Source organism: Acinetobacter sp. BWR-L5 (genome assembly GCF_039655985.1).
Classification (GTDB): domain Bacteria; phylum Pseudomonadota; class Gammaproteobacteria; order Pseudomonadales; family Moraxellaceae; genus Acinetobacter; species Acinetobacter johnsonii.
The window spans coordinates 42923-55626 of record NZ_JAGFEV010000013.1; the positions used below are offsets into that span (position 1 = coordinate 42923).

The window sequence follows — 12704 nt, forward strand, 5'->3', positions numbered from 1 at the left end:
GTATTAACCTCCGAATGAGCCCCCGCCACGGCCGAAGCCTCCACGAATGGGTTGGGATTTGGCATGGCTAAAAACGTGAGTCGAGATTTTAGGTGTGCTCGTCGAATGACGTCCGCGAGCTTTCAAGACTTGGCCCATGTAACGGACTTTACGGTTGTTCTTATAATATTGTGGGCCGATATAAACCCCAGTAGAGCCACTATAGCTCGATTCACTATTTTCGTTAGCAGGTTCGCACAGTTCAAAATGCCAGTCTTGGTAGCAGTTGTATTGGTTATTGTAAACATCCTGTTGTAGGGTTTTAGAACCGCTACATGCCGTGAGTAAAACGGGCACTACAACAAGAGTTAATTTTTTGGTACGCATGGATGAGCAACCTTCAGGTTCTTTTATTTTTACAGGTAAAACCAAGGGTTTTAAGCCCGCTTATCATAGGGAGCTGTTTGCATAAAGTACAGTGCATTTTCACAGAAAATCATAGGATTAAGTCTCGAGCATACTAAAATTTGGTCATAAAAAAGCCTTCCCAGAGGAAGGCTTTTTTAAAATATTAGAGGGTGGTTTGATGATGTTTCTTACTGTATCGAATCGACAAGATCGCAGTGATGGTCAGCACCAACACAATAAAGCCCAGTGAAATCCAAATTGGCATATGGAACACATCCAACATGAGCATCTTAAAGCCGATGAATACCAAGATAATACCTAAACCATACGGGAGATAATGCATCTTGGTTGCTGCACCAGACAACAAGAAGAACATCGCACGTAGACCCAAAATCGCCATTAAGTTTGCAGTCAACACGATAAACGGATCAGAGGTCACCGCGAAAATTGCAGGAATGGAATCCACCGCAAAAATTACATCCGACGCTTCAACTAAAATCAACACCAAGAACAGTGGTGTTGCCCACAACATCCCGTTTTGACGGACAAAGAACTTATTGCCATGCATTTGCGGAGTAATCCGCATATGTTTGCGCAGCCATTTTAAGATCGCCATATCTTCGATATTGGTTTCTTCTTCGTTTTGCCCTTTGAAGAATTTGAAGCCCGTATATACCAAGAACGCACCGAAGATATACAGAATCCATGAGAACTCTTGTACAAACCACGCGCCAATAAAAATAAAGATGGTACGTAGAATAATCGCGCCCAATACACCATACAGCAATAATTGGCGTTGTAGTGCAGGTGGGATGGCAAAAGCAGCAAAGATCATCAGCCAGACAAAGACGTTGTCGACAGCTAAAGATTTTTCAAGTAAATAACCTGCGAAATACTCCATGACCTTGGTATTGGCCACAGTGACACCTGCAGTTTGTTGTAAATAAAGCCAGAGACCTGCACCAAAGAGTGATGCGACGGAAACCCACGCAATACTCCATAACGCGGCTGTTTTGATTTTAACTTCTTGGCCTTCTTTTTGTTTAAAGCCTAAAAAGTCGATCAGTAGCATCACGGTAACAATGCCGAAAAAAGCAAGGTATAGCCATAAATTGCCGATAGATTCCATGAAATCCTCCACATCCAGCAATCGGCCACAAAAAAACCTTGACCTGCTGCCAGATGAAATAAAACATCTGTGACAACATGATCAAGGTCTTGCCTACATTTTAGCGTATGTATTTTGTGCGCTAAAATGCTCAGATACCGACTTTTTGCAAAGTGTAATGACGATAATCTGACACGTGAAAGTGATGCATAGCATGGATTTTTCACGTTTGGAGGAGGCTACTCCCCTTGTTCAACATAAATTTGGTTTTGGATTTGATCCAAAAGTGAGCTAAGCATCGCATATTTTTATGGTTTGAGCAAATATTAAAGAAAATTGTAGATGAAATATAAATGAGACAAAATTTTGCTTCAATTTATGGCAATCTAAAAAAAACAGTAAACCAAAGAGGAATAATAATGAAAATTCAACATCAAGAAACAGGTAGTAAAGGCGAAGTTTTTGTTGAGCAAGAAAACGAGCGTGTGGCGGAAATGACTTATAGTTGGGCTGGGGATGATAAATTTATCATTGATCACACTTGGGTCAGTGAGTTGCTCCGTGGGCAACATGTGGGGCGTCAGTTATTGGATGTTTTGGTTAACTTTGCCCGTGATAAGGGCGTAAAAATTTTACCTTTGTGCCCTTTTTCCAAATCGGTATTCGACAAAGATCCATCTATTCATGATGTTTTATTCCACTAAGATAGAGAACCATAAATCAATCCATTCAACGAGTGTGCTATGCAATTTCAACATGTAGATCGTGATCAAAAAGGTGAGTTTTTCTTAAATAATTCAGACGGTCAGCGTATTGCTGAAATTAGCTATATTTGGCGGGACGAGACAACCATTGATGCCAACCATACTTGGGTCGATGATTCACTGCGGGGTCAAGGTGTGGCGCGTTTGCTGTTGGATACTCTGGTTGATTTTTCACGTGAGAAAAACCTGAAAATTATCCCGACCTGTTCTTATGTCGATGTGATGTTTCGCCGTGAGAAAAGTTTTGAGGATGTTGCTGCTTAATTGCTCACGCCATTCATTGCAATTCTAAATGTTAAGCTAAAATGAGATCGATATAGCTGCGATTACAGTTCTATTTTGTATTTTGTAGCACTGAATGATGGTGAAATTAAAGTATATGAAGACGCTTTTATCTATTGCCCTATTCTGTTCAGTTGCCCCTTTATTGCATGCTGAAGATTGTGTAAAACTTGAGGAAAAGGCAGAACAAAAAGAAGTCCAGATCATTCCACGTTGGGGCATGAAAGTGATTGCTCCAACCAGAGTATATTTTCATTCAGCACCGAGCAATGCTTGTAAAATCAAAGATCTGTTTATGATTAAAAATGATCATATCACTGCTTATAGCACCTATGATGATGGCCAAGAACAGTGGGTTTCGATCATGTATTTTAGTAAACGCTTGGGAGACACGGTTCAAGGTTGGTCAAAACTAAAAGACTTTGAATATACGGGTACGATGTCTGGTTTTTAATTAGATACGCTTGTAAAAAACCCGCCATATGCGGGTTTTTCTTCTAGTGGGTACCGCTTATTCTGCGTTTAGGGCACTGATTAATTTTTGGTGTAAGCCACCGAAGCCACCATTAGACATGATCACAACCGCATCGCCCTCGCCTGCTTCACTGACGATGGTATGGATAATGTCATCTAATGTACGTGCGACCACGGCCTTGTTGGGTGCAGCTGCAATGACAGGTTGCAAGTCCCAGTCCAAACCTTCTGGTTGATACCAAATCACTTCATCGGCCAAACGTGCAGAGTGTGCGAGTCCATCTTTATGGCTTCCCATGCGCATGGTATTTGAACGAGGCTCAATAATTGCCCACAACTTACGTTCGCCTAAACGCTTACGTGCGCCTTCTAGCGTAGTATCAATTGCGGTTGGGTGATGGGCAAAGTCATCATACACTTCAACGCCACGTACTGTGCCTAAAAGCTCCATACGGCGCTTCACGCCGCCAAAGTTAGACAGTGCTTCGCACGCTGTTTCAATGCTCACGCCGACGTGTTCAGCCGCAGCGATAGTCGCCAAAGCATTGGCTACGCTGTGCTGCCCTGTCATGTTCCATTGCACCGTGCCTTTCACCACGCCGTGTTGGAGTACTTTAAAGTGTGAACCATCCGCACTGAGTTGTTCGGCATACAATTCAGACTTGTCGTGGGCCTCTAAAGAGGTACGAACCACAGGTGTCCAACAGCCCTGCTCTAAAACTTCATCAATATTGCTTTCAGTAATTGGAGCAATGATACGACCCTCACTTGGAATGGTACGAACCAAGTGATGAAATTGTTTTTGAATCGCTGCTAGATCATCAAAAATATCGGCATGGTCAAATTCAAGGTTATTTAAAATGGCTGTTTTAGGGTGGTAATGCACAAACTTCGAACGTTTGTCGAAAAAGGCAGAATCATATTCATCGGCTTCGACACAGAAATATTTACCACCACCTAAACGCGCACTTTCAGAGAAACCTAAAGGTACACCGCCAATCAGGAAACCTGGCTCTAAACCCGCCTGATCCAACACCCAAGCCAACATAGTGGTGGTGGTGGTTTTACCGTGGGTCCCTGCTACACCAAGTACGTGTTTGCCTTGGAGCACATGATCGGCCAAAAATTGTGGGCCTGAAATATACGGTAAGCCTTCATTGAGCATGTATTCAACTGCATCAATCCCGCGTTTCATCGCGTTGCCGACGATGACTAAATCAGGATGCGGTTGTAAATGACTGCGGTCATAACCTTGCATTAAGGTAATGCCTGCATTTTCGAGCTGGGTGGACATGGGAGGATAAACATTTAGATCCGAACCCGTCACTGTGTGGCCAAGATCACGTGCTAAAAGCGCTAAAGACCCCATAAAGGTGCCACAAATACCCAAAATATGCAGATGCATTCCGCCTCACTCCACTGCTTTTATAGACACATCACGTATTGTTGGTGCTGTTGTCGTGATTAATTCGATGTGAAAGCAACCATAGCAAGGCGCTTAGCGAAAAGATAGTGATTCTTGTATCTAATCGTTTAATTATTCTGCGGCTTGAAAAACGCTTTTATTTTGTAAAAAAGCTGGCTGAAAAGTGCAATATTTGCTGAATTTCCTAGCAAAAAACGTAGAATAAAATGCTCCTAAACTCAGCGATTTTGCTTCATGTCCCTGCCCTTTATTTTATTGATTATTGCCAACTGTTTTATGACACTCGCATGGTATGGACATTTAAAATTTTTACCGGGTGTACCGCTTTGGCAAGCCATTTTATTTAGTTGGTTCATTGCCTTGGTAGAATACAGTTTTATGATTCCTGCGACCCGTATGCTGTCGCAGCAAGGCTGGTCGATGGGCGAAATGAAAATCACCCAAGAAGTGGTGACTTTATTGGTTTTTGTGCCCTTTATGCTTTTCTTATTTAAACAGCCCTTTAAGCTTGATTATTTGTGGGCGGGACTGTGTTTATTTGGTTGTGTGTATTTTGTTTTTCGCAGTCAATAAATTAAAAAATGAAGCTACAGTCCTCTTTTTATTTAAGTTTTATGCTTTAGCCTAAAAAAACAAGAAAAATCTGCATTTAGTTGTACGGTTAAATTTTGGAGAGCTGAAAAATCAGTCTATAATACGGGGCTCTTATTAAAGCTTGGCGCTAGTCGAGATTTATCTCTCTTAACTATCTCTGGAAACATTGCAATGAATGCGGCCGCTTCACAAGACACTCCTCTCGTTGGAATTATCATGGGTTCTCAATCAGATTGGGCCACTCTCGAACACACTGCCAATATGCTTAAGCAACTTGGTGTCCCATTTGAAGCGGAAGTTGTGTCTGCGCACCGTACGCCAGATCGTCTTTTTGAATATGCAGAGCAAGCACGTGACCGTGGTATCCAAGTGATTATTGCGGGTGCAGGCGGTGCGGCGCATTTACCAGGAATGTGTGCGGCGAAAACTGATTTGCCTGTACTGGGTGTGCCAGTGAAGTCTTCGATTTTAAACGGTGTCGATTCACTGTTATCGATTGTGCAAATGCCAGCAGGTATTGCAGTGGGTACTTTGGCGATTGGTCCAGCAGGCGCAACCAATGCCGCGATTATGGCAGCACAAATTTTAGGTCTGACACGTCCTGAAATTGCAAAAAATGTAGCCGATTTCCGTGCTGCACAAACCGACAAAGTCGCAAGCAACAATATTCCAGGCCAAGCTTAATACGGGGCATTCCTCATGAATAAAACCATCGGTATTTTTGGTGGTGGGCAGCTGGGTCGCATGATGGCGCAAGCGGCTTTGCCACTAAATATTCAATGTACGTTCTTTGATGTGAGTACAGACTGCCCTTCAGCGGCTTTAGGAACCGTGATTTCAAGCAAAACTGAAAATGGTTTACAAGACTTTATTGCCAGTGCAGATGTCTTCAGTCTTGAGTTTGAAAATACACCTTTGTCAGATGTTGATGTTTTGACCAAGCAAAAAGATATGCATCCGCCGCGTCAGGCTTTAGCCATTGCACAGCATCGCTTGTCTGAAAAAGCGTTATTTGATGAGCTTGAGATTCCTGTTGCGCCTTATAAAGCGGTAGATTCACTAGAAAGCTTAAGCGCTGCGGTTGCTGAGCTAGGTTTACCGATTGTGCTGAAGACAGCCACAGGTGGCTATGATGGCAAAGGTCAATTTGTATTGCGCTCTGAACAACAAATTGAACATGCATGGGCTGAATTAGGCCCTGCTGGAAGTTTAATTGCAGAAAGCTTTGTGACCTTCTCGCGGGAAGTTTCGATCATTGCGGTACGTGGTCAAAATGGCGATGTGAAAACGTGGCCATTGGCTGAAAACCATCACCATCATGGTATTTTGTCGCATTCGATTGTCCCAGCACCGAATAGTGCGGACTTACAACCCGTTGCACAAGACTATATCACTCGCCTATTGAATCATTTGAATTATGTTGGCGTGTTGACCTTAGAACTGTTTGTCACAGACAAAGGTTTGTATGCCAATGAAATGGCGCCACGTGTGCATAACTCAGGACACTGGTCGATTGAAGGCGCAGTATGCTCTCAGTTTGAAAACCATATTCGTGCAGTCGCAGGCTTACCCTTGGGTTCAACTGAAGTGGTTCGCCCTACGGTCATGATCAATATTATTGGTCAGTATCCACAGTCTGAACAAGTCTTGGCCTTAGAAGGTGTACATCTACATCTTTATAATAAGGAAGAACGTGAAGGTCGTAAGATTGGTCACCTGACTTTAATGCCGAATGATACAGCTCAACTCACGACGCTATGTCGTCAGTTGGCGAAAATTTTACCAAATCCATTGGCACTGAGCGAAGATATGACCATCTAAAGCTTCAGTTGTTGTTAAAAAAGGCGATCACAAGAGTGGTCGCTTTTTTATTTAGATTCATTCAGGCATGATTGCGCCTCTTCGAAAAAAGTGACCGTTAATCGGATCAAAATTAAAATAAATTGCGTGTTTTTTATCCGTTTAGATAAAATTAGCGCATAAAAAAATAAACTGAAAGCAAAATAAAGCGAGTTTTGTACAGAGATGCACGTTTTAAAACAGAGCCCACAATTGAATGTGACACAGGTTTTCACCTAAAAAAGTGAAACAGCAGAGATCTCTATCAACCTGGGTGTGTGGATATCTTTTTAAGTCTATTTTGAATTTAAAAAATAGAAGTAAAATTTTGAATTCAAAAGTGAGTTTTAAATTTAAATCGGGCGTTTAAATTTGAAATGAATTTAAAAGTTTTGATGTTGTTTGAATTTAAATTCAAAACAATAAATTTAAAGACTGCTGAATGAATTTAAAGTTTTGAATTTAAAAATATTGAGCTTTAGTTGTGGTGGTTGATTCTCTATATATTATTGATTATTAATGTTAAATAAAATTTGTGGATAAATGAATTTAAAACAAGATGATTGAATTTAAATTATATGCTGAGTCCGAGGTTGCTTTTGAATTCAAAAGCTGAGATTTGTGGTGCTGTGGATAAGTGGTTTTAAATTTAAAAGATAGTTTTGAATTCAAACCAGAATGAATATTCATTTACGTTTTGATTCAGAAAAGTGAAATCGAAAGTGTTAAGGTAAAAAGCATAATTTAGAGATAAAGAATCATTAGGGATTTTATGCACCGTTTTGCTTTTCTTTTAGGTTCATTTTTTTTAGCGGCGACTCAGGCGAATGCTGAGCTCATTATTAATGGTCAAAAAATTACAGGCAGTTCAAATGTCGCAACTTCCGATTATAGTCCTCAGAATTCATTTCAACGCTGTATTGCCAATTTAAAAAGCCAAGCGATTTCGAATGGTGTGTCTGCGTCCACTTATGATCGCTACACGCAAAATTTAGCGCCTGATTATTCTGTGATTGAAAAATTAAATTACCAACCTGAATTTTCCACGCCGATTTGGGATTATTTGTCAGGATTGGTGGATGATGAGCGTGTTGCAGTAGGTCGGCAAAAATTGGTTCAGCATCGTGAAGTGTTGAATCGCGTTGCGGCAGCGTATGGTGTGCCTGCCGAGACCGTGGTTGCAGTGTGGGGTGTTGAAAGTAATTTTGGCGATATTTCAGGTAAATATCCATTATTACAAGCGCTAGGCACATTGAGCTGTGAAGGGCGCCGCCAAAGCTATTTCCGTGGAGAGTTTTTTGCCGCTATGCGTATTTTACAGCGAGGCGATTTAACTGAATCACAACTGAAAGGCTCGTGGGCAGGTGCGTTTGGCCATACCCAGTTTATGCCATCAACGTATGAAGAGTTGGCCGTCGACTTTGATGGTGATGGACGTCGTGATTTGGTGTCGAGTACCACAGATGCTTTGGCATCAACAGCCAATTTCCTCAAAAAACGCGGTTGGCAAACTGGGCAACCTTGGGGATTTGAAGTGAAAAATCCGCAAGCGATCTCTCTGAGTGGTGAAAGTCGTCGCAATAAGAAGTCCTTATCTTACTGGGTGCAGAATGGCTTGGTACGCGCAGATGGTTCAGCATTAATTCAAGGCAATTTATCTTCTAGCTCTCAAGCGGGGCTGATGGCACCTGCTGGTGAAAATGGTCCACTGTTTTTAGTGTTTAAAAACTTTGATGCAATCTATAGTTATAACGCAGCAGAAAGTTATGCATTAGCGATTGCGCATTTGTCAGACCGTTTACAAGGGCAAGGTGGGTTTAGTACAGCTTGGCCAACCGATGATGCAGGCACTTCACGTTCTGAACGTCGTGAAATTCAGCAGTTTTTACTGAATCGTGGCTATGATATTGGCGCGGTGGATGGTTTGATTGGTGATAAAACTCGTCAAGCGATTCGACAGGAGCAAATCCGTTTAGGTTTAAGTCCGACGGGACGAGCGGGACAGCAAATTTTAAAAGCCTTTCGGCAGGAAAATGCCAAGTTGATGATGCGTTAACATTAACAGCAAAAAATCGCTGAGATAGATAAAAAGCCAGTTGGTTATTCACTTGACTGGCTTTTTTGATTTGCTCGGGTTGCGTCTAAAAGACCAGAAGCACTTTGATGTTTAAACCGCGGTAATCGTCCCGAGAATACGGTTACCTTGTGCGCCTGTCACTGTCGGTAAGTTGCCGCTGAGTTGATGGATAAAGCGCATAGCCAACCAAGCAAAGGCGGTTGCTTCTACCCACGTTGGAGCTAAGCCAATGGCGGAGGTGGTTTGTACAGACCAATTGTGTTTACGTAAGCGCCAGCGTAATTGTTCTAAAAGATGCGAGTTATACGCACCACCGCCGCAGACGTAGACTTCACCAGTATCCATATCGGAGCGATAGATGGCTTTTTTAATGGCGCGCGTGGTGAGCTTCATTAAGGTGGCCTGAACATTTTCAGGACTATCTTCAAGCTCGTCATATTCAAGGTCATTGCGCCAGTCTGCAATTTGTTCATCTAACCATTCGAGGTTAAAGTCTTCACGGCCAGTGCTTTTTGGTGGTTCTTTAGAAAAATACTCATGTGCTTGGAGCCGATCGAGCAAACTGCGAATCGGATGGCCGTAGGCTGCCCAATTGCCATTTTCATCATAGGGCTGTCCAGTAAAGCGTTCACACCAAGCGTCCATTAAAATGTTGGCTGGGCCTGTATCAAAACCGTAGACCTGATCAGGTTGGCCTGCGGGTAACATACTGACATTGGCAATGCCGCCTAGGTTTAAGATGACGCGATGAATGCTTTCATGTTGGAACATATCTTGGTGAAAAGCAGGAACCAACGGGGCACCTTGTCCACCTGCGGCCATATCACGACGTCGAAAATCTGAAATCACAGGAATTTGGGTGATTTCAGTGATGATGTTTGGGTCACCAATTTGCAGGGTAAAGCCATGCTCTGGGCGGTGGCGAATGGTTTGTCCATGTGAGCCAATCGCTTTGATTTGACTACGATCTAAATGACTTTGCTCAATCAGTTGATTGATGCCTTCGCCAATCATCTTTGCTAAAGCCACATCTGCCTTGCCCATACGGTCGATTTCGTTGTCACCGGGCAAGGTGAGTGCCATCAGTTCATCGCGTAAATCTGGGTCGAAAGAAAGAGTGAGGGTGGCGTGAAGCTGCAATGGATCAAAAGAAGCAGCAACAATATCAACACCATCCATGCTGGTGCCGGTCATTACCCCAATATAGATCGCTGTCATGATTATTCTAAAGCCTGCAATGTGCTGAAAAAGTGTTAGTATATCGCACAAATTGAATAACTGATGTGTTTGGGTTTTGTGATGTCAAATTTCCTGCCGGCTGAAGAACAACTTGCTCTCATTCAACGAGGCACGCATGAAATTATTTCTGAAGAAGATCTTCTGAAGAAATTAAAAGAAAATCGTCCTTTAAAAATTAAAGCGGGCTTTGACCCGACTGCGCCTGACTTGCACTTGGGGCATACGGTTTTAATTAATAAATTGAAAACTTTCCAAGACTTGGGTCATGACGTGACCTTCTTGATTGGGGACTACACCGCGATGATCGGTGACCCGACTGGAAAAAGTGCAACACGCCCACCATTGTCGCGTGAGCAAGTGCTTGAAAATGCAAAAACGTATCAAGAACAGGTGTTTAAAATTCTTGATCCAAATAAAACCAAAGTGCGTTTTAACTCTGAATGGTTTGCCGAAAAAACGGCTGCTGACTTGATTCAATTGGCCTCACAGCAAACGGTTGCACGTATGCTTGAGCGTGATGACTTCACCAAGCGTTATAACAACCATCAACCGATTGCAATTCATGAGTTTTTGTATCCATTGGTTCAAGGCTATGACTCGATTGCCCTTGAGGCGGATGTTGAATTAGGCGGTACAGACCAAACCTTTAACTTATTGATGGGGCGTACACTTCAAGGTCGTTATGATCAAGAAGCACAAGTGTGCATTACTGTACCAATCCTTGAAGGTTTAGACGGTGTGAACAAAATGTCTAAGTCTTTGGGTAACTATATTGGCGTATTTGATGCACCAGGCGCGATGTATCAAAAAGTCCTTTCGATGCCAGATGCATTAATTGAACGCTATTTCGATTTACTCAGCTTTAAATCCGTTGAAGACATTAAAGTCCTGCTAAACGAAATTGCTGAAGGGCGTAATCCACAAGAAGTGAAAAAGATTCTTGCGCTTGAGTTGGTAGAGCGTTTCCATGGTGCAGAAGCGGCAGAAAATGCACATAAAGGTGCAGGCAATCTGATTACTGAGGGTGAGTTACCCGAAGGAACACCTGAAGTGACAATTTCACGTGCAGAATTTGGTGGCGAGTTGTTTATTGCAACAATTCTTCGCGTAGCCGGTTTAAACCCAAATGCTGCAGCGGCAAAAGATGCCGTGGGTCGTGGTGCGGTCAAAGTCGATTGGAACGTGGTCGATATGAGTTTCTCTGTTAAAGAAAATGTCACTTTAATTATCCAGTCGGGTAAAAAAGCCATTGCGAAAGTCACTTTTACAGACTAAGTCAGTGCATATATATGCTTTAAGTCATTGATATAAAAGCAGGCTTCGGCCTGCTTTTTATTTTTTAATCTTTATAAAAAAATCAAATAAATAAATTCAAAAAAAACCTTATAAAAACAATGCTTAATTTTTTCCAAAAATATTGCAATTTAAAATGAGTGTGTATAAGATTTCAACGTCTAGTTGATGTTTTTAACATCGCTAGAAGGGTCAATAAGAATAACTCTCCACAGTTTTCAAGTCTCTTCCCTAAGGGGCTTTTTAAGATAACTACAATAATGACATCTATGGATCAGATAACGATCTAACTCCGAGGAAGAGGTTTTGGGAGAGATCTCTTCCTTTTTTATTGGCAAAAATTTAGTTTTTAAAATCAGTTTCTCGCAGACAAATAACGAGTTGTCATAAAAGTTAGGTGCAACAGACTTTTCAATAAAGATGGTCATTACCTTACAGTATATAGCACAGCGTTTTCTACTTATATCCAGATGCTCTGTATCATTAAGCTTTATCGTGGCTGTTATTTCAGCTCTGTCTTGAATTATTTTGATTGAGATGTGCATAGAAGAGGGTTTTGCTATTTATGCGAATGAAATAAAAACAGACTAAGCACTCCATTCTTGTTAAATAATTAGGTGCCTTTGTAGCGATGTGGCAGTTTTTCAGCTTAGGCATGTATCAAATATAAAAGAACTACGTCTTTAGAAAGATGATTTATCAAAAATACAGAGATGAACGGAATACAGAGTGATTTTAAGTCTGAAAACAACGTTGCTAGAAGATTGGTAAGACTCTGCTGAAAGAAAAAATAAATGCTAAGGCTTAAATTTCAAGCTTAAAAGACTTTTAAAGATTGGAAATGAAATGCTCATGTTGAAAGAAATAAGAGAAAAAATGATAAATATGATCAAAAAATAGATGAAAAATACGATTTTTCTTAAGTTTTGTAGAAAAAACCAACGCCCGTTTCAAATAAGTGAATTTGGGGGTTGCAAAGCTTTAGAAATCCTCTAGAATGCACCCCATACCGACGAGATAGACGGAAATGAACGAAGCACGAAGTGCTGAGTTGTTAAGTATATTGAGTCCGGCTTCTAGCACTGACGAGGTGTTGGAAAGATCATTAAGAGATTATGAAGAACAACTTGTGTGGATTTTTACTGATTGATCGATCGAAAATATTTCATTGATTGATGGTAAGAATTACTCGAAGTTTATTTGAGAAATATTTGTCAGAAA

Annotated in this window: 12 protein-coding genes; 8 read left to right on the forward strand and 4 right to left on the reverse strand. The window is 41.5% G+C overall.

The features are described 5' to 3' along the window. Nucleotides 1–3: 3 nt before the first annotated feature. Together JZ787_RS16935 and JZ787_RS16940 are read right to left on the reverse strand one after the other, a co-directional pair. Nucleotides 4–366, reverse strand: a complete 363-nt coding sequence (locus tag JZ787_RS16935; RefSeq protein WP_346312924.1) for a hypothetical protein — start codon at nucleotides 364–366, stop codon at nucleotides 4–6. Between the two features lie 184 nt (nucleotides 367–550). Further along, on the reverse strand, nucleotides 551–1516 hold the full coding sequence (locus JZ787_RS16940; protein ID WP_004697489.1) for a TerC family protein: 966 nt from the start codon (nucleotides 1514–1516) through the stop codon (nucleotides 551–553). Nucleotides 1517–1914: 398 nt separating this feature from the next. Between JZ787_RS16940 and JZ787_RS16945 the strand changes: the two genes are divergently transcribed. From JZ787_RS16945 to JZ787_RS16955, 3 genes are all read left to right on the forward strand, one after another. Further along, a complete protein-coding gene (locus JZ787_RS16945; RefSeq protein ID WP_062031177.1) occupies nucleotides 1915–2199 on the forward strand; it encodes a GNAT family N-acetyltransferase in 285 nt (94 codons plus the stop codon). 39 nt (nucleotides 2200–2238) lie between these two features. Beyond that, a complete protein-coding gene (locus tag JZ787_RS16950) occupies nucleotides 2239–2523 on the forward strand; it encodes a GNAT family N-acetyltransferase (RefSeq protein WP_062031180.1) in 285 nt (94 codons plus the stop codon). A gap of 94 nt (nucleotides 2524–2617) precedes the next feature. Beyond that, complete coding sequence (locus JZ787_RS16955; protein WP_160362281.1) at nucleotides 2618–2995, forward strand: hypothetical protein; 378 nt, start codon at nucleotides 2618–2620, stop codon at nucleotides 2993–2995. A gap of 57 nt (nucleotides 2996–3052) precedes the next feature. Here the strand turns inward: JZ787_RS16955 and mpl are convergent, their stop codons facing one another. Next, a complete protein-coding gene (gene mpl, locus JZ787_RS16960; protein WP_159126923.1) occupies nucleotides 3053–4420 on the reverse strand; it encodes a UDP-N-acetylmuramate:L-alanyl-gamma-D-glutamyl-meso-diaminopimelate ligase in 1368 nt (455 codons plus the stop codon). Between the two features lie 255 nt (nucleotides 4421–4675). Between mpl and JZ787_RS16965 the strand changes: the two genes are divergently transcribed. From JZ787_RS16965 to JZ787_RS16980, 4 genes are all read left to right on the forward strand, one after another. After that, nucleotides 4676–5014: a DMT family protein gene (locus tag JZ787_RS16965; RefSeq protein WP_004977754.1), complete on the forward strand. Its 339-nt coding sequence runs from the start codon at nucleotides 4676–4678 to the stop codon at nucleotides 5012–5014. Between the two features lie 192 nt (nucleotides 5015–5206). Then, complete coding sequence (purE, locus tag JZ787_RS16970) at nucleotides 5207–5719, forward strand: 5-(carboxyamino)imidazole ribonucleotide mutase (RefSeq protein ID WP_004697498.1); 513 nt, start codon at nucleotides 5207–5209, stop codon at nucleotides 5717–5719. A 15-nt stretch (nucleotides 5720–5734) separates the two neighbouring features. Further along, entirely contained in the window at nucleotides 5735–6856 is a 1122-nt protein-coding gene (locus JZ787_RS16975) for a 5-(carboxyamino)imidazole ribonucleotide synthase (protein ID WP_346312925.1), read from the forward strand. Nucleotides 6857–7646: 790 nt separating this feature from the next. Beyond that, on the forward strand, nucleotides 7647–8930 hold the full coding sequence (locus JZ787_RS16980) for a lytic murein transglycosylase (protein WP_346312926.1): 1284 nt from the start codon (nucleotides 7647–7649) through the stop codon (nucleotides 8928–8930). A gap of 111 nt (nucleotides 8931–9041) precedes the next feature. Here JZ787_RS16980 and JZ787_RS16985 read toward each other — a convergent pair whose 3' ends face one another. Further along, entirely contained in the window at nucleotides 9042–10169 is a 1128-nt protein-coding gene (locus JZ787_RS16985; RefSeq protein ID WP_346312927.1) for an anhydro-N-acetylmuramic acid kinase, read from the reverse strand. A 63-nt stretch (nucleotides 10170–10232) separates the two neighbouring features. On the opposite strand from JZ787_RS16985, the gene tyrS reads away from it, so the two are divergent. Continuing rightward, nucleotides 10233–11465, forward strand: a complete 1233-nt coding sequence (gene tyrS, locus JZ787_RS16990) for a tyrosine--tRNA ligase (RefSeq protein ID WP_101495492.1) — start codon at nucleotides 10233–10235, stop codon at nucleotides 11463–11465. Nucleotides 11466–12704 lie beyond the last annotated feature (1239 nt).

What these genes read in the sequence shown, in the direction of transcription:
- JZ787_RS16950 (WP_062031180.1), top strand. Translation starts at nt 2,239, where the DNA reads ATGCAATTTCAACATGTAGATCGTGATCAAAAAGGTGAGTTTTTCTTA.
- JZ787_RS16935 (WP_346312924.1), bottom strand. Translation starts at nt 366, where the DNA reads ATGCGTACCAAAAAATTAACTCTTGTTGTAGTGCCCGTTTTACTCACG.
- purE (WP_004697498.1), top strand. Translation starts at nt 5,207, where the DNA reads ATGAATGCGGCCGCTTCACAAGACACTCCTCTCGTTGGAATTATCATG.
- JZ787_RS16975 (WP_346312925.1), top strand. Translation starts at nt 5,735, where the DNA reads ATGAATAAAACCATCGGTATTTTTGGTGGTGGGCAGCTGGGTCGCATG.
- JZ787_RS16940 (WP_004697489.1), bottom strand. Translation starts at nt 1,516, where the DNA reads ATGGAATCTATCGGCAATTTATGGCTATACCTTGCTTTTTTCGGCATT.
- JZ787_RS16965 (WP_004977754.1), top strand. Translation starts at nt 4,676, where the DNA reads ATGTCCCTGCCCTTTATTTTATTGATTATTGCCAACTGTTTTATGACA.
- JZ787_RS16980 (WP_346312926.1), top strand. Translation starts at nt 7,647, where the DNA reads ATGCACCGTTTTGCTTTTCTTTTAGGTTCATTTTTTTTAGCGGCGACT.
- tyrS (WP_101495492.1), top strand. Translation starts at nt 10,233, where the DNA reads ATGTGTTTGGGTTTTGTGATGTCAAATTTCCTGCCGGCTGAAGAACAA.
- JZ787_RS16955 (WP_160362281.1), top strand. Translation starts at nt 2,618, where the DNA reads ATGATGGTGAAATTAAAGTATATGAAGACGCTTTTATCTATTGCCCTA.
- JZ787_RS16985 (WP_346312927.1), bottom strand. Translation starts at nt 10,169, where the DNA reads ATGACAGCGATCTATATTGGGGTAATGACCGGCACCAGCATGGATGGT.
- mpl (WP_159126923.1), bottom strand. Translation starts at nt 4,420, where the DNA reads ATGCATCTGCATATTTTGGGTATTTGTGGCACCTTTATGGGGTCTTTA.
- JZ787_RS16945 (WP_062031177.1), top strand. Translation starts at nt 1,915, where the DNA reads ATGAAAATTCAACATCAAGAAACAGGTAGTAAAGGCGAAGTTTTTGTT.